The following is a 20,636-nucleotide window of genomic DNA, read 5'->3' as shown; positions in this document are numbered from 1 at the left end:
ACGGGTCGAACAGGTCAGGCGCCCGGCGGCGGGCCGTCGATGGGGCGGCCCAGGACGCCGGGGCGGCGCTGCCAGGGGCGGGGCCCTGAAGGCGGGCGGTAGTCGACGCCGAGCGCGTCGAGGCGCCGGTAGTGGGCGGTCATCCGGTGCTCGAACCCGGCGAGATCCCGCTCCTCGGGGGCGGGCAGCGCGGACCAGGCGACCTCGGCGAGGGCGGCGAGCCGCGGGTGGACCTGGTAGTCGACCCGGGCCCGGTTCTCCATGACCTCGGTCCACACGTTGGCCTGGGTGCCCAGGATGTGGGCGGCGGCGGTCTCGGAGAGGCCGGGCGGCACGGGCTCGAAGCGGTAGACGTCGGCGAGGGTGCGCACGTACGCGATGGGCACCGGCTCGTCCTCGCCCGCCGCCTGACGGTAGTCCAGGTACACCTGCTGCTCGGGGCACATCACCACATCGTGGCCGGCCTCGGCGGCGGTGACCCCGCCCCCGTACCCGCGCCAGGACGACACCGCGGCACCGGCGGCGAGGCCGCCCTCCAGGATCTCGTCCCAGCCGATCAGCCGTCGGCCGCGGGCCGCGAGCCAGCCGTCGAAGTGCCGGATGAACCAGGACTGCAGGCCGTTCTCGTCGCCGACGCCCAGCTCCTTGATGCGGGCCTGGGCGGTCGGGGACGCCTTCCACTGGTCCTTGGGGCACTCGTCGCCGCCGACGTGGAAGAACGAGGAGAACTCCAGGGGTCCGGCGGGGAACAGGTCGAGCAGTTCCTCGAAGACGCCCTCGTAGAAGCGCAGGACGTTGTCAGTGGGGGCGAGTACGTTCGGGTTGATGCCCCAGGTGTCCCAGACGGAGAGGGTGGTGGTGTCGATGACGTCGGTGTTGCCCAGTTCGGGGTACGCGGCGATGGCGGCCTGCGAGTGCCCCGGGATGTCGATCTCGGGCACGACGGCGATATGCCGGTCGGCGGCGTAGCCGACGATCTCCCGGATGTCGTCCTGGGTGTAGAAGCCGCCGTGCGGCGTCTCGCTCCACAACGGCGAGGCCCGGTGCCCCCACTTGGTCCGCGCCCGCCAGGCGCCGACCTCGGTCAGCCTCGGGTGCCGCTTGATCTCGACCCGCCAGCCCTGGTCGTCGCTGAGGTGGAAGTGCAGCACGTTCAGCTTGTGCGCGGCCATCAGGTCGAGCTGCCGCAGCACGTCGTCCTTCGGCATGAAGTGCCGGGCCACGTCGAGCATCAGACCGCGCCAGCGGAAGCGGGGCGTGTCGGCGATGTCGGCGGCGGGCAGCGCCCAGCGCCGGGCGCGGTCCAGCGGTGCGCGCCGGAAGGCGTCGGCGCCGAGCAGCTGACGCAGGGTCTGCAGGCCCCAGAACACTCCGGCGGGACCGCCGCCGGTGAGGGTGACGCCGTCGGTGGCGGAGATGGTCAGGCGGTACGACTCCGCCGCGAGCGCCGGGCCCGGACCGTCGGAGCCCGGACCGTCGGCGTCCGGACCGTCGACGCCCGGGACCTCGCCAACCGCCATCCGGTCGTCGATCCGCAGCCGTACGACTCCGGGCTCGGCGTCACCGCCACCGGCGGCCCCGGCCCCGGCCCCGGCGCCCACGCCCTCTCCCGTACCCGGCAGCAGCGGCAGGCCGGTCGCCGCGCCGACCGTGGCGCGCAGCCAGTGCGCCGCGCGCTCGGTGCCCGGCCCGGCGTCGACGACGGTGCGCGCGTCCAGGACGAAGTCCTCGGCCCCGGCCCGTACGGTCACCGCCGTCGGCGCCGGGATCAGCCCGAGCCCGTCCGTTCCCACTGGTCCGGAACTCTGATCGTTCATCATCATCGCGTCAGTCCTTCACCGCCCCGCCCAGTCCCGAGACCAGACGGCGCTGTACGAGTACGAAGAAGACGAGCACCGGGATCGTCATCACGGTCGACCCGGCCATGATGCCTCCCCAGTCGTTCTCGTCGGGTTTGAAGAAGACGAGCAGCGCCATCGGCAGGGTCGACTGCGAGGTGTCGCTGATGATGAAGGACTTCGCGAAGAGGAAGTCGTTCCAGGTCGAGATGAAGGAGAAGACGCTCGTCGCGACGAGTCCGGGGAAGACCAGCGGGAACAGGATCTGCCAGAGGAAGCGGGCGCGGCTCGCGCCGTCGATCATCGCCTGTTCCTCCAGGGCCTCGGGCACCGCCTTCACGAAGCCGCGCAGCATCCAGATCGCGAACGGCAGCGAGAAGGCGAGGTGCGGGAGGATCAGCGAACCGAGCGTGTTGAGCTGGCCGAAGTCCCGCATCAGGAAGAACAGCGGGATGGTCAGCGCCTCGACCGGCACCATCTGCGCCACCAGGAACATCACGAGCAGGGTGGTGCGGAAGCGGAACCGGAAGCGGGTCACCGCGGTCGCCGCCAGGAAGGCGATGACGGCCGAGCCGAGCACGACCGCGCCCGCGACGAGCAGCGAGTTGAGGAAGTAGCGCCCGAACTCCTGCTGTTCGAAGACGCGGCGGAAGGAGTCGAGGGACGGGGCGAGGGTCCACGGCCGCGGCCGGGTCGACTGGATCTCACCGGCCGGTTTGAAGGCGGAGAGCACCATCCAGTAGAGGGGGAAGACGACCACGACAGCGACGAGCAGCGCCGTCGCCTCGGCGGCCAGCCGCCCAGGACGCGCCGGCCGCCACGACCACCCGGCCCGACCGGACCGCTCGGGCCTCTCGGTGCGCCCGGACCGCCCGGACCGCGCCACACTGCGAAAAGCCTGGTTCACGCTCACAGTTCCGCCCCCTGACGGCGCAGCAGCCGGAGGTACACGAGGGTGACCGCCAGCAGGATGAGCAGCATCACGACGCCGATGGCGGAGCCGAGGCTGTACTGGGACGAGGCGAACGCCTTCTGGTACGCGTACACGTTGAGCACCAGGTTCTGGCCCGCGATGCCGCCGCCGCCCGTCATCACATAGATCTGGGTGAAGACCTTGAAGTCCCAGATGATCGACTGGATGGTGACGACGACCAGGATGGGCCGCAGCATCGGCGCCGTGACGGAGCGCCAGGTCCGCCACTGCGAGGCGCCGTCGAGCGCGGCGGCCTCCAGGACCTCGGCCGGGATGGCCTTGATGCCCGCGTAGACGGTGACCATCACGAACGGGAACGAGCACCACACGACCTCCATGAGGACCAGGGCGAACGCGCTGTAGCGCCCGTAGGTCCAGGAGAAGTCGCCGAGGCCGAGCAGCCGGTTGACCGGGCCGTGGTCGGGGTCGAAGAGGAAGACCCAGACGGTGGAGCCGGTGACGGCGGGGGTGGCCCAGGCGCCGAGCGCGGCCAGCATCAGGGCGAGCCGGGGCAGCGCGCGGACCCGGGTGAGCAGGACGGCGAGGGCGCAGCCGACGGCGAGGGTGGCGACGACGCAGGCGGCGGCGAAGAGCACGGTGGCGAGCAGGACCTGCCAGAACTGCGGGTCGGTGAACAGCGCCGTGTAGTTGCCGAAGCCCTGGAAGGAGGTCGGCGCGCCGCCGCTGACCTGGGCCTGGGTGTATTCGAGGAACGAGATCAGGCCGAGTTGGTAGACGGGGTAGAGGAGCAGCCCGCCGAGCACGACGAGGGCGGGCAGCAGATAGAGCCAGGGCGTCCAGGCGGACCCGCCCCGGCGCCCGCCCCGCCGGGCGGGAGCGGGACCGGGACCGGAACCGGAAGCGGGGCTGCCGGAACCGGGGCTGCCGGGACCGGGACCGGGCGACGAGGCCGCGCGTACGGCCCCGGACTCAGGCCCGGACCCTGGCGCGGACGCGGCATTGGACACGGTCTTGGACACGGACGAGGGCGTGGGTGCGGTGCTCATGGGGTGCTCGGTGCCCGCCGTCTCAGCCCGCCGCCGCGAAGGCCGCATCCATCTTCTTCGCTGCGTCGTCGGCGGCGGTCTTCACGTCCTTGCGACCGCTGACGACCTCCTGGAACAGGGTGGGCAGCACCAGCGAGGCGTCGATCTGGCCCCAGCCGGCCGAGGCGGGCACGAACTTGGCGCCCGCGCCGAGGGTGTCGATGAAGGGCTTCACGAACGGCTCCTTGGCCGCGGCCTGCTGCCGTACGTCGGTGTACGTGGGCAGGAAGCCCATCGCGTCGAACAGCCGCCCCTGGCTCTCCTTGCCCGCGAGCGCCTTCATCAGCTCGACGGCGAGGGTGCGGTGTCCCGAACTCTTCAGCACGCCGAGGTTGTTGCCGCCCGCGAAGGCGGGGGCGATGGAGCCGGGGGCGGTGCCGGGCAGCGGCACGACCGCGTACTTGCCCTTCACCGCGCCCGCCTCGACGGCCTGGTGGCTGAAGTCGCCGCCGATGGCCATGGCGGCCTTGCCGGAGGCGAAGGCGGTGACGGTGGCGTTGCCGCCCATCTGGGCGCACTTGGCGGCGGGGCAGTTGTCGTCGCCGAAGAGGGAGGTGTAGGCGGCGATGCCGGTGCGGGCCGCCTCGCTGTTGATGGCGGCCTTGTACGGGCTGCCCGCCCCCGCACCGCCCGAGTCCGCGCCCCCGGTGGCGAGTTCGCCGCCGTTGGCCCAGATGAAGGGCATGGCGCCGTACGTGTAGGCGCCGCCGACGGCGATCCCGTACAGCTCGGGCTTCGCCTTGCGGACCTTCTTGGCGGTGGAGATCAGTTCGGCCTGGCTCTTGGGCGGGGTGAGGCCGAGCTCCTTGAAGACGTCGGTGCGGTAGTAGAGGGCGCGGACGCCGACGAAGAGGGGGGCGCCGTAGACCTTGCCGCCGACGGTGACGGAGGCACGGGCGGTGGGGTCGGTGTCCTTGGCGTCGGCCCAGCCGCCGAACTCGGCGGTGATGTCGGCGAGTCCGCCGTCCTTCACGTATCCGGCGGTGTCGGTGTTGCCGTACTCGACGAGGTCGGGGGCGGACTTGGGGTCGTTGAACGCGGCCTTGATGCGCTGGGCGCGGGTGTCGACGGGGATGTACTCGATCTCCACCTTCACGCCGTCGTTGCGCTGCTCGAAGGCGGCGACGGCCTGGTCGACGACCTGTTCCTTGGGCTTGTTGTTGACCTCCTGGAAGAGCCAGACGCGCAGGGTCCCGCTCTTGTCGTCGGTCGTGGCCGCGCCGTCGGAGGTCCCTGGCGCGCAGGCGGCGCAGACGGCGAGCGTGACGAGGGCGGCGATGGGTGCGGCGATGCGGGCAGGAAGCTTCACGGCGGTTCCCCTCCGAGCAGGTGTTGCAACATACGCAACGGACGTTTCGTGCTGCACAACACGCGTGAGGTTAGGGGCGGACCAACACCAGGACAAGTGGTCTCAACCACCTCTCCACCACTCTGTGACCGCCCGAAGCACCCCGTGCAACGGCCCCCCGCCCGAACCACCCGAAACCGCCCGCGCGCCGACTCCCGCCCACCGACCCCGCGTACGAGAAAGGCCCCCGGTGCTCGTACCTCTCGAATCGAAGGAATCGATTCGAGAGGGAGGAGCACCGGGGGCCCGCCCCGATGTCAGCGCACCATCCGGCGGCTACTTGCCCTTGCCGCCGTCCTTGCCGCCCTTGTCCTTGTCCCCGCCGGCGCCCATGGAGTCGTAGATCTCCTTGCACATCGGGCACACGGGGTACTTCTTCGGGTCGCGGCCCGGTACCCAGACCTTGCCGCACAGGGCCACCACGGGAGTGCCGTCGAGGGCACTCGCCATGATCTTGTCCTTCTGGACGTAGTGGGCGTAGCGCTCGTGGTCGCCGTCACCGTGGGACACCTGCGGCGTCGGCTCGACGAGGGTTCCCGTACCTGCCCCGCGCTCGGGCTCGAGAGTGCTCATGCGCCCAAGGGTACTGAAACTCCGCGGCCTCAGTTCAGCGAAGGGTCGTCGGGGTAGGTCGCCACCATCGCGAGCTCGCCGCGCTGGCGGCGCAGCACCTGGCGCCAGAGGGTCTCGGGGCGCGGGGACGAGACGTCGCCGGGCTCGGACTCGACCACGTACCAGGCGCCGTCGCCCAGCTCGGCCTCCAGCTGGCCGGGGCCCCAGCCCGCGTATCCGGCGAAGATCCGCAGCGCGCCGATGGCCGGGCCGAGCAGCTCGGGCGGGGTCTCCAGGTCGACGAGGCCGATAGCGCCGAACACCCGGCGCCAGCCGAGCGGACCTTCGTCGCCGGGGATGACGGCGATGCCAAGCGCCGCGTCCAGGGAGACCGGGCCGCCCTGGAAGACCACCCCCGGCTCACCGGCGAGCCCGGCCCAGGGCGCGAGGATGTCGCCGACCGTCACGGGGGTCGGGCGGTTCAGGACCACGCCGAGGGAGCCCTCGTCGTCGTGGTCGAGGAGGAGCACCACCGCGCGGTCGAAGTTCGGGTCCGCGAGCGCCGGGGTGGCGACGAGCAATCGGCCTGTGAGCGAGGACACCTCGGTCATGCGACACATGATTCCGCACTTTCGGCGTTCGCGGGGGTTGTCCGGCCGGGTCCGGGGTAGGCGCCCGGCTGCCCCGGCGCACGCCGGGGCCCACCAGCGCCGACCAGCGCCGACCTGGGCGGTACGGGGACGGCGGCACCCCGGAACGGGGACAAGCGGACGGTGACACTCCGCAAGATCACGGGAACGGAGGGTGTTGTGCCGAATTCATTACGTTCGCGGGGCCCCCTCAACCGCACGAGTGGGGTGTCCTTGCCCCTTAACCTTTTCTCTGGCCACCCGACCGACGACCCGGAACGCGAGATTCATGACCGGCACTGACAGCCATGATGTACTGCTCGTCCATGGCGGCACCCCGCTGGAGGGCGAGATCCGCGTCCGCGGCGCGAAGAACCTCGTGCCCAAGGCGATGGTCGCCGCTCTGCTCGGCAGTGCGCCGAGCCGCCTGCGCAACGTGCCCGACATCCGTGACGTCCGCGTCGTCCGCGGACTGCTCCAGTTGCACGGTGTGACGGTCCGCCCCGGCGAGGAGCCCGGCGAGCTGATCATGGACCCGACGCACGTCGAGTCCGCCAACGTCGCCGACATCGACGCCCACGCCGGTTCGTCCCGGATCCCGATCCTGTTCTGCGGCCCGCTGCTGCACCGGCTCGGCCACGCGTTCATCCCGGGCCTCGGCGGCTGCGACATCGGCGGCCGCCCGATCGACTTCCACTTCGACGTGCTGCGCAAGTTCGGCGCGACCATCGAGAAGCGGGACGACGGCCAGTACCTGGAGGCCCCGCAGCGGCTGCGCGGCACCAAGATCGCCCTGCCGTACCCGTCCGTCGGCGCCACCGAGCAGGTGCTGCTCACCGCCGTCCTCGCCGAGGGCGTCACCGAGCTGTCGAACGCGGCCGTGGAACCGGAGATCGAGGACCTCATCTGCGTGCTGCAGAAGATGGGCGCGATCATCGCCATGGACACCGACCGGACCATCCGGATCACCGGTGTCGACAAGCTCGGCGGCTACAACCACCACGCCCTCTCGGACCGCCTGGAGGCGGCCTCGTGGGCGTCGGCGGCGCTGGCCACCGAGGGCGACATCTACGTGCGCGGCGCGCAGCAGCGCACCATGATGACCTTCCTCAACACGTACCGGAAGGTCGGCGGCGCCTTCGAGATCGACGACGAGGGCATCCGCTTCTGGCACCCGGGCGGCTCGCTCAACGCGATCGCCCTGGAGACGGACGTGCACCCCGGCTTCCAGACGGACTGGCAGCAGCCGCTGGTGGTCGCCCTGACGCAGGCCGCGGGCCTGTCGATCGTGCACGAGACGGTGTACGAGTCGCGGCTCGGCTTCACCTCGGCGCTGAACCAGATGGGTGCCCACATCCAGCTGTACCGCGAGTGCCTGGGCGGCTCGGACTGCCGCTTCGGCCAGCGCAACTTCCTCCACTCGGCGGTCGTCAGCGGCCCGACCAAGCTGGAGGGCGCCGACCTGGTCATCCCCGACCTGCGCGGCGGCTTCTCGTACCTGATCGCCGCGCTCGCGGCGCAGGGCACCAGCCGGGTGCACGGCATCGAGCTGATCAACCGCGGTTACGAGAACTTCATGCAGAAGCTCGTCGAGCTGGGCGCGAAGGTCGAGCTGCCGGGCAGCGCGCTGGTCTAGCGGTTCCAACGGTTCCAACGGTTCCAGCGGTTCCAGCGGTTCCAGCGGTCCGACGGACGGCCGGGAGCCCCGGTCCTGACCCCTGCGGGGGCCGAGGACCGGGGCTCCTCGCCTCCCCGCCCCCGCACAGCGCGTTCTGCGGCACGAACAAGAGGGCGGTCACCCCCTGACAGGGTGACCGCCCTCTCCGCTTGCCTCAGGCCGTCCCACGGCCTCCTGGCGCGCTGCCTACAGGCGACTTACTTGCCCTTGGCGGCTTCCTTGAGCTTCGAGCCCGCGGAGACCTTCACGCTGAAGCCGGCCGGGATGTTGATCGGGTCGCCGGTCTGCGGGTTACGAGCGGTGCGAGCGGCACGGTGGGTGCGCTCGAAGGTCAGGAAGCCGGGGATGGTGACCTTCTCGTCGCCCTTGGCGACGATCTCGCCGGTGATCTCGGCGAAGGCGGCCAGCACGGCGTCGGCGTCCTTGCGGGTCACCTCGGCGCGGTCGGCCAGGGCGGCCACCAGCTCACTGCGGTTCATTTCGTTACTCCCGTATTTCTTCTTGCCTGTGAGGCGGGTTGCCTGTGAGGCGGGCCACGCGGTGGAGCCGCGTGCTTGGGCACTGCGATGCCGATGCTGCCAGGGCCCTCGGACAGTGCCCGGACCCGGGTCTGGTGACAGACCCTCGCGCCCAGACGCATCCTGCCCCCACCAGCGGCGGGAACGCCAATCCGGCACCCTCTGGGGTCACACGAAAAGCGCCAGTGCCCCTCGGTGGTGACGTCGTGTCGACCGCGCACGGACGGTGCGGAGCCGAACTACCACCCTAAAGGCGGGTTTCGGGTGCGGCGACTCGCGACACGCAGCCCGGACGGGCGGCGTAGCCCATCGGGTGGGTGCCCCGGCACCCGGTCGGACGCCCGGTGGGGCGCCCGGGCCGACACCCGGTCGGGTGCCCCCGCCGGACACCGCCGGACGCCGCCGGACACCCCGTCAGGACCACCCCGCCGAGTGGCGGGACCGGCCCGGACGAGTGGCGGTACGAGGAGCTCGTACGGGCCCGCCGGGCCCGTACGGCACCCCGGGAGGGGCGTCCGGCACGGGCGTCCTGCACGGGCGTCCGACAAGACGTCTCGCCTGGTGGCGGGACGTTTCGCCTGGTGGGGCGTCAGGGCCTGGCGGTGGGTCAGGCGCCCGCAGCGGCCGCCTTGGCGGCGTTGCGGACGGCGCCCGCGACCGCTCCCGCGACCTTGTCGTTGAAGACCGACGGGATGATGTAGTTCGGGTTGAGCTCGTCCTCGGAGACCACGTCGGCGAGGGCGCTGGCGGCGGCCAGCATCATGTCGGTGTTCACCGTGCGCGACTGCGCGTCGAGCAGACCGCGGAAGACGCCCGGGAAGACCAGCACGTTGTTGATCTGGTTGGGGAAGTCCGAGCGGCCGGTGGCCACCACGGCGGCCGTCTGGCGGGCGATCGCCGGGTCGACCTCGGGGTCCGGGTTGGCCAGGGCGAAGACGATCGCGCCCTCGGCCATCGCGGCGACGTCCTCGGCACCCAGGACGTTCGGGGCGGAGACGCCGATGAAGACGTCGGCGCCGACCACGGCCTCCTTGAGGGTGCCGGTGACGCTCTCCGGGTTGGTGTTGTCGGCGATCCAGCGCAGCGGCGAGTCGGCCGGCGCGGAGACCAGGTCCTCGCGGCCCGCGTGCACGACGCCGTGGATGTCGGCGACGACGGCGTGCTTGACGCCCGCCGCGATGAGCAGCTTCAGGATCGCCGTACCGGCCGCACCGGCGCCGGACATGACGACCTTGACGTCCCCGATGCCCTTGCCGACCACGCGCAGCGCGTTGGTGAGCGCGGCGAGCACCACGATGGCGGTGCCGTGCTGGTCGTCGTGGAAGACCGGGATGTCCAGGGCCTCGCGCAGCCGGGCCTCGATCTCGAAGCAGCGCGGCGCGGAGATGTCCTCCAGGTTGATGCCCGCGAAGCCCGGGGCGATCGCCTTGACGATCTCGACGATGGCGTCGGTGTCCTGGGTGTCCAGGCAGAGCGGCCAGGCGTCGATGCCCGCGAAGCGCTTGAAGAGGGCCGCCTTGCCCTCCATGACGGGCAGCGCGGCCTTGGGGCCGATGTTGCCGAGGCCGAGGACGGCGGAGCCGTCGGTGACCACGGCGACCGAGTTGCGCTTGATGGTGAGGCGGCGGGCGTCCTCGGGGTTCTCGGCGATCGCCATGCAGACCCGGGCGACACCCGGGGTGTAGATCATCGAGAGGTCGTCACGGTTGCGGATGGGGTGCTTCGACGCCATCTCGATCTTGCCGCCGAGGTGCATCAGGAACGTACGGTCGGAGACCTTGCCGAGGACGACGCCCTCGATGGTCTTCAGCTGCTGGACGATCTCGTCGGCGTGCGCCGTGGAGGTCGCGGCGATGGTCACGTCGATGCGGAGCTTCTCGTGGCCGGAGGCGGTCACGTCGAGGCCGGTGACGGATCCGCCGTGGGTCTCGACGGCGGTGGTGAGCTGGGAGACCGCGGTCCCGCTCGCGGGCACCTCGAGCCGGACCGTCATCGAGTACGAGACGCTGGGCGCCGTTGCCATGTCCGTGTTCCTCTGCTTTCCCTAGCTTCGTTGCTACGCCGCCCCGGCTGGTCGCCCGGCGGCGCCCTCCGATCGTCGCACCTACCTGCCGGTAGCAGGTAATACGGTCTTTTCGTTTTCGGAAAGTGTTTTCCACCATACGAGAGATGGCGGGTAAACAGAAGAGGGAACGGAAGCGGGCACAGAAGAGGCCCCCGTCACCCGAAGGTGACGAGGGCCTCTTCACACTCAAGTGGCACCGACCCGCCATGCTCGCCTCGCGGCAAGTGGTCCCTCAAAGGGACGAAGGTTGGGCCCGGGGGCTTGGATCGAGCCGGTGCCACGACAAGGCTAACAAACCCCTCCCGGACGTGATTCCCCGAGCGCGAGTTGACCTGAAATCAGCCCCGTTCGGCCGCCGGACGGGCCCGCGAGCCCGCCCCCGCAAGCCCTGCGAACCCCACCCCGCCCGTCCGTCCCACCCGGCCCGTCCGTCCCGCCCGCCCCGCGGCGGATTCAGTCCCGATTCAGTCCCGCTTCAGTCCCGCTTCAGTCCCGCAGCAGGTCCGGCACGCCGTCCGCGTCCGGCAGGTCCCGCTCGCCCGCGATCACGGTGAGCGCCTGCGTGGAGCGGGTGAGCGCCACGTACAGGACGCGCAGGCCCGCCGGGGACTCGTCGGCGATCTCCGCGGGCGAGACGACCACCGTGGCGTCGTACTCCAGGCCCTTGGCCTCCAGGGAGCCGAGCGCGACCACCCGGTCGCCGAGTCCGGCCAGCCAGCGGGCGGCCTCGGCGCGCCGGTCCATGGCGACGACGACGCCGATGGTGCCCTCGACCTCGTCGAGCAGCCGCTCCGCCGCGGACCGTACGGTCGCGGCCAGCGCGCCCCGGTCGCCGCCGGGCTTCTCGCCCGCCGGTACGGACACGAAGCGCGGCTGGACGCCGGTCGAACGGACGGCCTTCGGGGCCTCCTTGCCGGGCATCGCCAGGGCGAGGACCTTCGAGGCAAGCTCGGCGATCTCGGCCGGGTTGCGGTAGTTCACGGTGAGCTCGAAGCGGCGCCGGGGCCGGGTGCCCAGGGCCTCGTCGCGGGCCTCGGCCGCCTCGTCCGGGGAGGACCAGGAGGACTGGGCGGGGTCGCCGACGACCGTCCAGGTGGCGTGCCGGCCGCGGCGGCCGACCATCCGCCACTGCATGGGCGTGAGGTCCTGCGCCTCGTCGACGATGACGTGGGCGTACTCGACCCGCTCGGCGGCCAGCCGTTCGGCCCGCTCGCGCTGGGTCTCCTCGCGCACCGGCATCAGCTCCTCCAGGCCGGTGAGCTGGTCCAGCGGGTCGTACTCGCGCTTCTTGCGCGGCCTGACCGGGGTGCCGAGCAGGGTGGCCAGCTCGTCGAGCAGGGCCACGTCGTGCACGGAGAGCCCGGGGCGGCGCAGCGAACGCGCGAGCCGCCGCACCTCGCCGGGGTTGAGGATCCGGCGGGCCCAGCGGCCGAGCCGCTTCTCGTCGCCCATGGCGTCGAGCACGCCGCGCGGGGTCAGTTCGGGCCACCAGGCGTCGAGGAAGCCGAGGAAGGAGTCCTCGGTGGAGACGTCCTCGTCGAAGGAGGAGCGCAGTTCGGCGGCGAGCTCGGGGTCGCTGTGCCGGCCGGCGGCGCCGGACCTGGCGTACAGCGCGTCGAGCAGCAGCCTGCGGGCGCGCGGGCGGAGCAGGTTGACCGGGGCGGTGCCGGAGAGCACGTTCTGCCGGATGCGGCGCAGGTCGTCGGGGCCGAGTTCCAGGCGCCGCCCGAAGGCGACGACGCGGAGCAGCGTCGGGGTGCCGACGGGACCGCGACCGGCGCCTTCAGTGGTGTCGTTCTCGTCCGCGTCGGTGTCCGGGTCGGTGACCGGGTCCAGGTCGCCGAAGGCGAGCTGCCCCTGGTCCTGGCCGCGCCCCTGGTCCTGGCCCCGGCCGTCGCGCGGGGTGCGCGGCGCGGGGGTCTCCAGGGCGCCGCGGGCGGCCTTGCGCAGCACGGCGAGCATCCGGGACGAGCCCTTGACCCGGGCGACGGCCGGTTCGTCGTACGCGTCGGCCGACACGCCGTCGACGAGCGAGCCGAGCGCGCGGATGGCGACCTGGCCCTCCTCGCCGAGCGAGGGCAGCACGCCCTCGGTGTACGAGACGAGCAGCGGGGTCGGCGAGACGATGAGGATGCCGCCGGAGTAGCGGCGCCGGTCCTGGTAGAGCAGGTAGGCGGCGCGGTGCAGGGCGACGGCGGTCTTGCCGGTGCCGGGGCCGCCCTCGACGTACGTGACCGAGGCGGCGGGGGCCCGGATGACCAGGTCCTGTTCGGCCTGGATGGAGGCGACGATGTCGCGCATGGTGTGGCTGCGGGCCTGCCCGAGGGCGGCCATCAGGGCGCCGTCGCCGATCACGGGCAGCTCGTGCCCGTCGAGGCTCGCGGTGAGCTCGGGGCGCATCAGGTCGTCCTCGACGCCGAGCACCTTGCGGCCCTTGGAGCGGATGACCCGGCGGCGGACGACCCGGCCGGGGTCGACGGGGGTGGAGCGGTAGAAGGGGGCGGCGGCGGGCGCGCGCCAGTCGATGACGAGGGGCGCGTAGTCGGTGTCGAGGACGCCGATCCGGCCGATGTGGAGGGTCTCGCCGATGTCGGCGACCTGGCGGCCGCCGTCGTTCCTGATGGCGTCCTCGGCGGGTTCGACGGAGGTGAAAGCGCCGTCGGGGCCCTTCGCGCCGTCCTTGCCGTGGAGCAGGTCGATCCGGCCGAAGAGGAAGTCCTCGAACTCGTTGTTGAGGCGGTTGAGGTGGATGCCGGCCCGGAACACCTGGGCGTCGCGCTCGGCGAGGGCGCCGGGCGTGCCGACCTGCCCGCGCTGGGCGGCGTCGTGCATCAGGAACTCCGCCTCGCGGATCTTTTCCTCGAGACGGCGGTAGACCTGATCCAGATGATCCTGTTCGACACCGATCTCACGGTCTCTGACCGTGTCGACGGCTTCCTGCGCGGCCACCGGGCCCCCTTCTGACGTGCGATGGGCAGCCGTCGAGCGTACGCCACCTGGGGCGGTATGTCAGTCCTGACGGATCTCCGACTGACGGATCTCGTTCTGACGGGTGTCGAGGCGGGTGTCGTGACGGGTGTCGAGGCGCGTGTCGTGACGGGTGTCGAGGCGGGTCTCGTTCTGGCGGAGGTCGGGGGGCCGGGTCTCCGGCTGGCGGCGGCCCGGCCTGGGGTGGGCGGCCCGGTGCCGGGCGACCCGGGCCCGGTTGCCGCACGCCTCGCTGGAGCACCAGCGGCGGCGGCCGCCGCGCGAGGTGTCCAGGTAGCAGCGGCGGCAGCCGGGGCCCTCGCAGCGGCGCAGCAGGGCGCGGGCGGCGGGGTCGGTGAGCAGGTCGACGGCGTCGCGGGCGACGGTGGCGAGCAGGGCCCGGCAGTCGGGTTCGCCGCTGAGGGTGCGGACGAGCAGGCCGGAGCGGGTGCGGACGGCGCGGGGCGCGGGCGGGGCGGAGGCGGCGGCGAGGGCGTTGAGCAGTTCGAGGGCGGCGGGCCGGGCTGGGCGGCCCTCCAGGTGGGCGGCGACGAGTTCGGCGACGCAGTCGCGCAGTTCCCGGAACGGCCCGAGCCAGCGCCGGTCGAGCCCGCGCAGCCGGGTACCGGCCGGGACCACGCCGCTGACCCGCAGGAATCGGACCAGTGCCTCGGGCCGGTCGAGGGGTTCGTCGGCGAGTCCGAGGCAGACCCGCCCGGCGTCGTACCCCCCGGACTCCACCCAGCCGGCCGCCGTACGCGCTGTCATGCCCCTGCCACCCTTCCGTCCACCCGGGGCCCGCGGCCGGACCCGTACGGGGGACACCTCGACGACCAGAGTGCCCATGAGAGGCCGCACTGGCTAGAGGAAGTCGGGGGGTGTGGCGCGAGGACGCCCCTCGGACACCGGGGCGTTGTCAGTGGGCCGCCCTACCGTCTGTCACGGGCCGGAGGACCGTGGATGCGGCCGCGGATGCAACGGGGGACACGACGGGGGATGCGGCCGTGGGCGCGGGATGACAGCGGTCGGCCCGGGCGTACGGGGGAGCCGCCCGGGCCGACCGGCAACCGGTCGGGCTCGGGGGAAGCCACCGGTTGATCGGGGGCGCCTCGCGGGCGGTACCGCCACAAGGGCGGACATGCCTGGCGAGGGCACCCACAGCATGAATGTTGAACCGTTTAATATCTACGGACCGCTTTTCTTACCTATTCGCGCACGGACAATTCGGAGGGCGCGGTGAACAAGACGGCCCTGCGGTCCCTCCTGAAGGAACGCCGCGAGCTGATCTCCCCCGAGGCGCACGGCCTGTCCCGGCCGACCGGGCGGGGCCGGCGCGCCCGCGGCCTGTCGCAGCAGCAGGTGGACGAGCTGACGCGGCGGGCGATCGACACGTACAACCGCCTGGAGACCGGCCGCTACCCGAACCCGCCGGTGGACTACCTGCGGCAGATCGGCCGGCTGTTCGGTCTGAACGAGCAGGAGTGGGTGTCGCTGTGCCGGTACGCCGGGATCGGCGACCCGCCGGGGCCGCTGAACCCGTCGTCGGGTCTGGAGGTCCCGGGGGTGTGGCGGGAGGCGGTCGACGGCATCGCGCACATGGCGTACATCACCGACGCGTCCTGGAACCTGCTCGCGCACAACCGGCACTTCGCGGAGATGCACCCGGGCGGGCGGGTGCCCGTGAACACCATGCGCTGGATGCTGCTCGACGACAGCGCCCGTACGTACAGCCTGATCGACTGGCACACGGTCTGGGCGCCGCTGATCCTGCCCCAGCTGCGCGCCGCGCTGGCGGTGCGCGGGGAGGACGAGACGCTGCGGCAGATCGAGCGCGAGGTCCGCGCGGATCCGTTCCTCGGCCCGCTGTGGGAGGCGGGCGGCGCCCACATCCACCCGGACGGCGACGAACGCCCCCTGCGGCACGCCCTGCTCGGCCCGGGCCATGTCACCATCTGCGCGGCCCAGCCGCTGACGGCCCCGGGCGCGCGCCTGATCATCATGCTGTTCCGCCCGGGCCCCCGGAAGTCCCACGTCCGCGCCCCGATGCTGCGGGCCCGGCCGGACACCCCGTAGGCGTCAGGCGGCGGCCTGCGGCACGGGCGGCGGGTCGTCGTGCAGGACCCGCTGGAAGAGGTGGTGGTCGCGCCACTCGCCGTCGATGTGGAGGTAGCGGGGCGCGGTGCCGATGCGGGTGAAGCCGCACTTGGCGAGGACCCGCTGCGAGGCGTGGTTGTCGAGCAGCGTGCACGCCTCGAGGCGGTGAAGCCCGAGCTCCTCGGGGGCCGCCCGGCAGACCTCCCGGAGCAGCCCGGTGGCCACCCCGCGCCCACCGGCGGCCGGATCGACCCAGTAGCCGACCGAGCCGCTGCGGAACGGCCCGAGAACGATCCCGGACACGGTCAGCAGCCCGACCACCGCCCCGTCCGCCTCGTCGACCGCGAACCAGCGCCGCCCGCCGTCCGCGAGCCGGGCGGCCTGCCCCTCGGCCGTGTAGTAGACCTCGGCGCGGTACGGCTCCCAGGGCTTCAGATACGTCCGGACGCGGCGCACGGCGGCGGCGAGCAGCTCGGCGTCGTCGGCGGAGCCGGGATCGGCTGCCCTGACATGCACATCGGCCATGCGCGTAACCTAGCCGACCGGCCGGACAGCCGGGCCTGCCTCCCGCCCACCGGCGGCTCCCGAACCCCGGCCCCTGACGCACAACTCCCCTGCTGGAGGTGGTACATGACCGCGAAGCGGAACGACATGGACGAGCAAGCCCTCGCCGAGGCCGAGCGGCCCTCCGGCGGGCGGCCGACGACACCGACGGCGACCCCGCCCCCGCAAAAGCACCCGGAACGGCGCCTGCGCACCGAGGCCCGGCTCCGCTGCCTCGAACGGGCCAAGACCTGGGACGACGAGGGCTTTTGGCAGCAGCACGCCGCCGAGAAGGGCGGATCCTGAGGCCCCGCCCCCGCGCCCCAGCCCCTACCCCCTCACCCCTCGTACGCGGCCTCCGCCGTCGGGTCGACGGCCAGCCGGTAGCCGCGCTTCACCACCGTCTGGATCAGCTTCGGTGTGCCGAGGGCCGTGCGCAGCCGGGCCATCGCCGTCTCCACCGCGTGTTCGTCCCGGCCCGCGCCCGGCAGCGCGCGGAGCAGTTCGGCGCGGGCGACCACCCAGCCGGGGCGGCGGGCGAGGAGGCCGAGGAGGGCCATGCCCGCGGGCGGGACCGGGCGGAGGTCGCCGTCGACGAGGACCGCGTGGCCGCGGATCTCCACCCGGTGGCCGGCCAGCGGCAACACCCGGGCCCGGGCGGGCAGTTCCTGGCACAGGAGCTGCACCAGCGGGCCGAGGCGGAAGCGTTCGGGCTGGTGGGTGGGGACGTCCAGGCCCTGGAGGGGCAGGGCGGTCACCGGGCCCACGCACAGCGCCAGGACGTCCTGCCGAAGCGCCGTCAACAGCTCGTCCAGCAGCCCGCGTTCCCGCGCCCGGCCGGTCAGCGAGGCGGCGGCCGGGGCGCTGGTGAAGGTCACCGCGTCCAGGGCGCGCGCCACGGTCGCGTCGAGCAGCCGGTCCAGCGGGACGATGTCCTCCGGCGGCATCCAGCGGTAGACCGGCACCGGCACCACCTCCGCCCCGGCCTCGGTCAGCGCCTCCACGAACCCCGGCAGCGGCTCCCCGTGCAGCTGGAGCGCGATCCGGCGCCCGGCGACCCCCTCGTCGAGCAGCCGGTCGAGCACCTCCGCCATCGACTCGGAGCCCGGCGACCAGCTCTCGGTCAGCCCGGCCGCCCGCACCGCGCCCTTCACCTTCGGGCCGCGGGCGAGGAGTTCGACCCCGCGCAGCCGGTCGAGCAGCCGCTCGCCGTACCCCCAGCCGTCGGCCGCCTCGACCCAGCCCCGGAAGCCGATCGCCGTGGTGGCGAGGACGACGTCCGGGGCGTGGTCGATGAGTTCCTCGGTGGCGGCGAGCAGTTCGGTGTCGTCGGCGAGCGGCACGATCCGCAGCGCGGGCCCGTGCACCACCCCGGCACCCCTGCGCCGGAGCAGCGCGATCAGCTCGTCGGCCCGGCGGGCGGCCGTGACACCGACGGTGAACCCCGCCAGCGGCCCGTGCGGGAGCTGCCCGGCCGGCCCGTCCGGGACCTGCCCGTCCGGGACCTGCCCGCCCGGCGTCCGGGGGCGCCGCTCCTCGTCCATGCCCGCGTCGTCCATGCCCGCGTCTTCCTCGTCCATGTCCGCCGACCCTGCCGGGGACGGATGTCCGTCTCGGTTCACCGGTATTTCCTGGTCGTTACGGTCCCGGCCGGCCGCTGTGACTCATGCCTCGACGGCGACCGTCACCTCAGGAGCTCCGCCCGGCACGGTGTCCGGGACCGGCGCCACCGCCGCCGGGCGTCGAAGGTATACCGCCCACGTCACGCCCATGCACACCGCGTAGAACACCAGGAAGGCCACGAACGCCCCGGTGCCCGAGCCGACCGCCCGGAACGACTCGCGGAACGCGAGGTTGATGCCGAGCCCGCCGAGCGCGCCCACCGCCCCGATGAGCCCCATCGCCGCGCCGGACAGCCGCCGCCCGTACGCCTCCGCCGCCTCGCCCGCGAGCCCGGCCCCGTGCCCATGGGTGAGGAAGATCGCCGGGATCATCTTGTACGTGGAGCCGTTGCCGAGGCCGCTCAGCGCGAACAGCGCGATGAAGCCGACCAGGAAGATCCCCAGCGACTCGACGACCGAGGCGTAGAGCACGACCGCCGCGGCGACGGCCATCACCGCGAACGTGGCGAGGGTGATCCGGGCACCGCCGTGCCGGTCGGCGAGCGCCCCGCCGACCGGGCGGACCAGCGAGCCGAGCAGCGGGCCGATGAAGGTGAGCGCGGCGGCCTGGAGCGGCGTGCGGCCGAACTGCGTCTGGAGGACGAGGCCGAAGGCGAAGCCGTACCCGATGAAGGAGCCGAAGGTCCCCACGTACAGGAACGCCATGATCCAGGTGTGCCGGGAGCGGACCGCCTCGCGGACCGCCCCGGTGTCGTTGCGGACCGGCGCGAGGTTGTCCATGAACAGCGCGGCGCACAGCGCGGCGACGACGATCAGCGGCAGGTAGACGCCGAGCACCAGCCTCGGGTGCAGGGCGCCCGCGGTGCCGATGACCAGGAGGCCGACCAGCTGGACGACGGGGACGCCGATGTTGCCGCCGCCCGCGTTGAGGCCGAGCGCCCAGCCTTTCTTCCGCAGCGGGAAGAAGGCGTTGATGTTGGTCATGGAGGAGGCGAAGTTGCCGCCGCCGACGCCGGTGAGCGCGGCGACCAGCACGAAGGTGCCGTACGAGGTGCCCGGCGCCATCACCGCGTACGCGAGGCCGGTCGGCAGCAGGAGCAACAGGGCGCTCACGACCGTCCAGTTGCGGCCGCCGAAGCGCGCGACGGCGAAGGTGTACGGGATCCTGATGACCGCGCCGACCAGGGTCGCGGTCGCGATCAGGAAGAACTTCCCGGCCGGGTCGACCCCGTACGCGGGCCCCATGAACAGCACCATCACCGACCACAGGCTCCACACCGAGAAGCCGATGTGCTCGGCGAGCACCGAGAACCACAGGTTGCGGCGCGCGATCCGTTCGCCGCCGCCCGCGTGCCAGAAGGTCTCGTCCTCCGGCTCCCAGCGCTCGATCCACCGACCGCCCGTCGCCCGACCGCCCGTCCCCCGACCGTCCGTCCCCTGACCGCTCATCCCGCACCACCTCCGTGTGTGACCGCTCGCAGACGGACGACGCTAGGAAGCGCGCGTTTCGGGGGACGGCGGCCGGAGGTGACGGGGACGGAACCTTGCTCTCACCCGGCGTACGGCCCCGGTGTGAGCCGTCGGGCACCGGAACCGGGCACCGGCACCGAGCACGGGCACCGAGCACGGGCACCGGACAAGGGCACGGGAGCCGCTACGCGCCGCCGAGCAGTTCGTCCTCCGGCAGCCAGGACCCGGGCGGCCGGACCAGCCAGCCCTCCTCGGCGGCCAGTTCGGCGGCGGCCCGGCGGAGCGCGTCGAGACCGGGGTGCCGCAGCCCCTTGCGCCACACCAGACTCATCGGTGACAGCGGTACGGGGTCGACGAGCGGCCTGAGGACGCTGCCCGGCATGGCGGGGAAGTCGACGACGGCGAGCACCGGGGTCGGCGACTTGGCCATCACCCGCCGGAACTCCTCCTTGCCGACGACCAGCGGCGCGGGCGGCGCCACGGTGATGCCGCGCCCGGCGAACAGCCGGACGGCCAGGTCGGTCCACTCGGGCGTACGGTCGTTCCCGGCGCCCGCGTAGACCTGCCGGCCGGCGAGCGCGGCCAGCGGCACCTCGGCGAGCCCGCTCAGCGGGTCGCCCTCGGGCAGCAGCACGGCCATCGGCTCGTACCGGACGAACTGCGCCTGGAGTCCGGCCCGCAGCGCGGGCGCGAGCCCGCCGTACCGGCCGAAGGAGGCGTCGAGCCGGCCGGCCAGGATGTCCCGGGCGGCGCCGGTGAGTCCGCTCTCGAAGCGGGCCATGAGTTCGAGGTCGGGGGCGAGCGCGCGGGCCCGGTCGAGCACCCGGCCGTGGCTGAGGCCCGCGCTGTTGAGGTCGACGAGGAGCGGGCGCGGCCCGCCCGCGAACGCCTCGGTGAGCGTGTCGTGGGCGGTGAGCACGGCGTGCGCGTACGGGAGCAGCCGCTCGCCGTCCGGGGTGAGCGTGACCTGGCGGGTGCTGCGGACGAACAGCTCGGCGCCGAGCTCGCGTTCGAGCCGCCGGATGTCCCGGCTGAGGGCCTGCTGGGCGACGAAGAGCCGGCCGGCGGCGCGGGTGAAGTGCAGTTCCTCGGCGACGGCGACGAAGGCGCGGAGGAGGCGGGGGTCGAGATCGTTCGGGCGGGCCACCCACCGCATTTAACAACCGGAGTGCGTCAATCGCCACCGGACAGGTGTTGGACCGGCGGGGGCGGGCCGACGGAACCTTGATCCATGCCGCCCTTCGATTCCTCGCTCGCCGCTCCCGACACTCGCGGACCTCACCAACTCCCCTC

The 20,636-nt window shown here is 72.8% G+C and carries 17 protein-coding genes; 3 read left to right on the top strand and 14 right to left on the bottom strand.

Annotation, left to right across the window (positions count from 1 at the left end; genetic code table 11):
* Window positions 1-14 precede the first annotated feature (14 nt).
* The 6 genes from ACIPXM_RS21125 to ACIPXM_RS21100 all read right to left on the bottom strand — a co-directional run bounded on the left by ACIPXM_RS21125 (window position 15) and on the right by ACIPXM_RS21100 (window position 6,368).
* Complete coding sequence (locus ACIPXM_RS21125) at window positions 15-1,820, bottom strand: beta-N-acetylhexosaminidase (RefSeq protein WP_401657932.1); 1,806 nt, start codon at window positions 1,818-1,820, stop codon at window positions 15-17.
* Between the two features lie 7 nt (window positions 1,821-1,827).
* Entirely contained in the window at window positions 1,828-2,634 is an 807-nt protein-coding gene (locus ACIPXM_RS21120) for a carbohydrate ABC transporter permease (RefSeq protein WP_401657930.1), read from the bottom strand.
* A 113-nt stretch (window positions 2,635-2,747) separates the two neighbouring features.
* Window positions 2,748-3,818: a carbohydrate ABC transporter permease gene (locus ACIPXM_RS21115; RefSeq protein ID WP_401657534.1), complete on the bottom strand. Its 1,071-nt coding sequence runs from the start codon at window positions 3,816-3,818 to the stop codon at window positions 2,748-2,750.
* A gap of 22 nt (window positions 3,819-3,840) precedes the next feature.
* Window positions 3,841-5,166 (bottom strand): extracellular solute-binding protein, encoded by a 1,326-nt coding sequence (locus ACIPXM_RS21110; protein WP_401657532.1) that lies wholly within the window; start codon window positions 5,164-5,166, stop codon window positions 3,841-3,843.
* Between the two features lie 315 nt (window positions 5,167-5,481).
* Window positions 5,482-5,778, bottom strand: a complete 297-nt coding sequence (locus ACIPXM_RS21105; protein WP_401657530.1) for a DUF3039 domain-containing protein — start codon at window positions 5,776-5,778, stop codon at window positions 5,482-5,484.
* Between the two features lie 29 nt (window positions 5,779-5,807).
* Window positions 5,808-6,368 carry a YqgE/AlgH family protein gene (locus ACIPXM_RS21100; protein WP_401657528.1) on the bottom strand — a complete coding sequence of 187 codons (561 nt, stop codon included), beginning with the start codon at window positions 6,366-6,368 and terminating at the stop codon, window positions 5,808-5,810.
* Window positions 6,369-6,675: 307 nt separating this feature from the next.
* Between ACIPXM_RS21100 and murA the strand changes: the two genes are divergently transcribed.
* A complete protein-coding gene (murA, locus tag ACIPXM_RS21095; protein ID WP_401657526.1) occupies window positions 6,676-8,022 on the top strand; it encodes a UDP-N-acetylglucosamine 1-carboxyvinyltransferase in 1,347 nt (448 codons plus the stop codon).
* Between the two features lie 239 nt (window positions 8,023-8,261).
* On the opposite strand, the gene ACIPXM_RS21090 is transcribed toward murA, so the two are convergent.
* From ACIPXM_RS21090 to ACIPXM_RS21075, 4 genes are all read right to left on the bottom strand, one after another.
* A complete protein-coding gene (locus ACIPXM_RS21090) occupies window positions 8,262-8,543 on the bottom strand; it encodes an HU family DNA-binding protein (protein ID WP_128983783.1) in 282 nt (93 codons plus the stop codon).
* Between the two features lie 646 nt (window positions 8,544-9,189).
* Window positions 9,190-10,605, bottom strand: coding sequence for an NAD-dependent malic enzyme (locus ACIPXM_RS21085; RefSeq protein ID WP_401657524.1), 1,416 nt, complete (start codon window positions 10,603-10,605; stop codon window positions 9,190-9,192).
* A gap of 528 nt (window positions 10,606-11,133) precedes the next feature.
* Window positions 11,134-13,596: a HelD family protein gene (locus tag ACIPXM_RS21080; RefSeq protein ID WP_401657522.1), complete on the bottom strand. Its 2,463-nt coding sequence runs from the start codon at window positions 13,594-13,596 to the stop codon at window positions 11,134-11,136.
* Window positions 13,597-13,656: 60 nt separating this feature from the next.
* Window positions 13,657-14,382, bottom strand: a complete 726-nt coding sequence (locus ACIPXM_RS21075) for an ABATE domain-containing protein (protein ID WP_401657520.1) — start codon at window positions 14,380-14,382, stop codon at window positions 13,657-13,659.
* Between the two features lie 468 nt (window positions 14,383-14,850).
* Here ACIPXM_RS21075 and ACIPXM_RS21070 point away from each other — a divergent pair, with 468 nt between their 5' ends.
* Window positions 14,851-15,687, top strand: a complete 837-nt coding sequence (locus ACIPXM_RS21070) for a helix-turn-helix domain-containing protein (RefSeq protein WP_401657518.1) — start codon at window positions 14,851-14,853, stop codon at window positions 15,685-15,687.
* A 3-nt stretch (window positions 15,688-15,690) separates the two neighbouring features.
* Here ACIPXM_RS21070 and ACIPXM_RS21065 read toward each other — a convergent pair whose 3' ends face one another.
* The gene (locus ACIPXM_RS21065) at window positions 15,691-16,233 is read right to left on the bottom strand and encodes a GNAT family N-acetyltransferase (RefSeq protein ID WP_401657516.1); all 543 of its coding nucleotides are present in this window, start codon (window positions 16,231-16,233) and stop codon (window positions 15,691-15,693) included.
* Window positions 16,234-16,338: 105 nt separating this feature from the next.
* Between ACIPXM_RS21065 and ACIPXM_RS21060 the strand changes: the two genes are divergently transcribed.
* A complete protein-coding gene (locus ACIPXM_RS21060) occupies window positions 16,339-16,557 on the top strand; it encodes a type II toxin-antitoxin system VapB family antitoxin (protein ID WP_401657514.1) in 219 nt (72 codons plus the stop codon).
* A 32-nt stretch (window positions 16,558-16,589) separates the two neighbouring features.
* Here the strand turns inward: ACIPXM_RS21060 and ACIPXM_RS21055 are convergent, their stop codons facing one another.
* From ACIPXM_RS21055 to ACIPXM_RS21045, 3 genes are all read right to left on the bottom strand, one after another.
* Window positions 16,590-17,831 (bottom strand): uroporphyrinogen-III synthase, encoded by a 1,242-nt coding sequence (locus tag ACIPXM_RS21055; RefSeq protein WP_401657512.1) that lies wholly within the window; start codon window positions 17,829-17,831, stop codon window positions 16,590-16,592.
* A gap of 84 nt (window positions 17,832-17,915) precedes the next feature.
* Window positions 17,916-19,322 (bottom strand): nitrate/nitrite transporter, encoded by a 1,407-nt coding sequence (locus tag ACIPXM_RS21050; protein WP_401657510.1) that lies wholly within the window; start codon window positions 19,320-19,322, stop codon window positions 17,916-17,918.
* A gap of 205 nt (window positions 19,323-19,527) precedes the next feature.
* Window positions 19,528-20,490 (bottom strand): LysR family transcriptional regulator, encoded by a 963-nt coding sequence (locus ACIPXM_RS21045; protein ID WP_401657508.1) that lies wholly within the window; start codon window positions 20,488-20,490, stop codon window positions 19,528-19,530.
* Window positions 20,491-20,636 lie beyond the last annotated feature (146 nt).

It is taken from the genome of Streptomyces sp. NPDC090025, assembly GCF_044748125.1.
GTDB lineage: Bacteria > Actinomycetota > Actinomycetes > Streptomycetales > Streptomycetaceae > Streptomyces.
This window is presented reverse-complemented; position numbering and strand designations above follow the sequence as displayed.

Coding starts and splice junctions, on each gene's coding strand:
- ACIPXM_RS21060 (WP_401657514.1), top strand. CDS start 16,339: ATGACCGCGAAGCGGAACGACATGGACGAGCAAGCCCTCGCCGAGGCC.
- ACIPXM_RS21075 (WP_401657520.1), bottom strand. CDS start 14,382: ATGACAGCGCGTACGGCGGCCGGCTGGGTGGAGTCCGGGGGGTACGAC.
- ACIPXM_RS21105 (WP_401657530.1), bottom strand. CDS start 5,778: ATGAGCACTCTCGAGCCCGAGCGCGGGGCAGGTACGGGAACCCTCGTC.
- ACIPXM_RS21065 (WP_401657516.1), bottom strand. CDS start 16,233: ATGGCCGATGTGCATGTCAGGGCAGCCGATCCCGGCTCCGCCGACGAC.
- murA (WP_401657526.1), top strand. CDS start 6,676: ATGACCGGCACTGACAGCCATGATGTACTGCTCGTCCATGGCGGCACC.
- ACIPXM_RS21125 (WP_401657932.1), bottom strand. CDS start 1,820: ATGATGAACGATCAGAGTTCCGGACCAGTGGGAACGGACGGGCTCGGG.
- ACIPXM_RS21085 (WP_401657524.1), bottom strand. CDS start 10,605: ATGGCAACGGCGCCCAGCGTCTCGTACTCGATGACGGTCCGGCTCGAG.
- ACIPXM_RS21055 (WP_401657512.1), bottom strand. CDS start 17,831: ATGGACGAGGAAGACGCGGGCATGGACGACGCGGGCATGGACGAGGAG.
- ACIPXM_RS21100 (WP_401657528.1), bottom strand. CDS start 6,368: ATGACCGAGGTGTCCTCGCTCACAGGCCGATTGCTCGTCGCCACCCCG.
- ACIPXM_RS21090 (WP_128983783.1), bottom strand. CDS start 8,543: ATGAACCGCAGTGAGCTGGTGGCCGCCCTGGCCGACCGCGCCGAGGTG.
- ACIPXM_RS21050 (WP_401657510.1), bottom strand. CDS start 19,322: ATGAGCGGTCAGGGGACGGACGGTCGGGGGACGGGCGGTCGGGCGACG.
- ACIPXM_RS21115 (WP_401657534.1), bottom strand. CDS start 3,818: ATGAGCACCGCACCCACGCCCTCGTCCGTGTCCAAGACCGTGTCCAAT.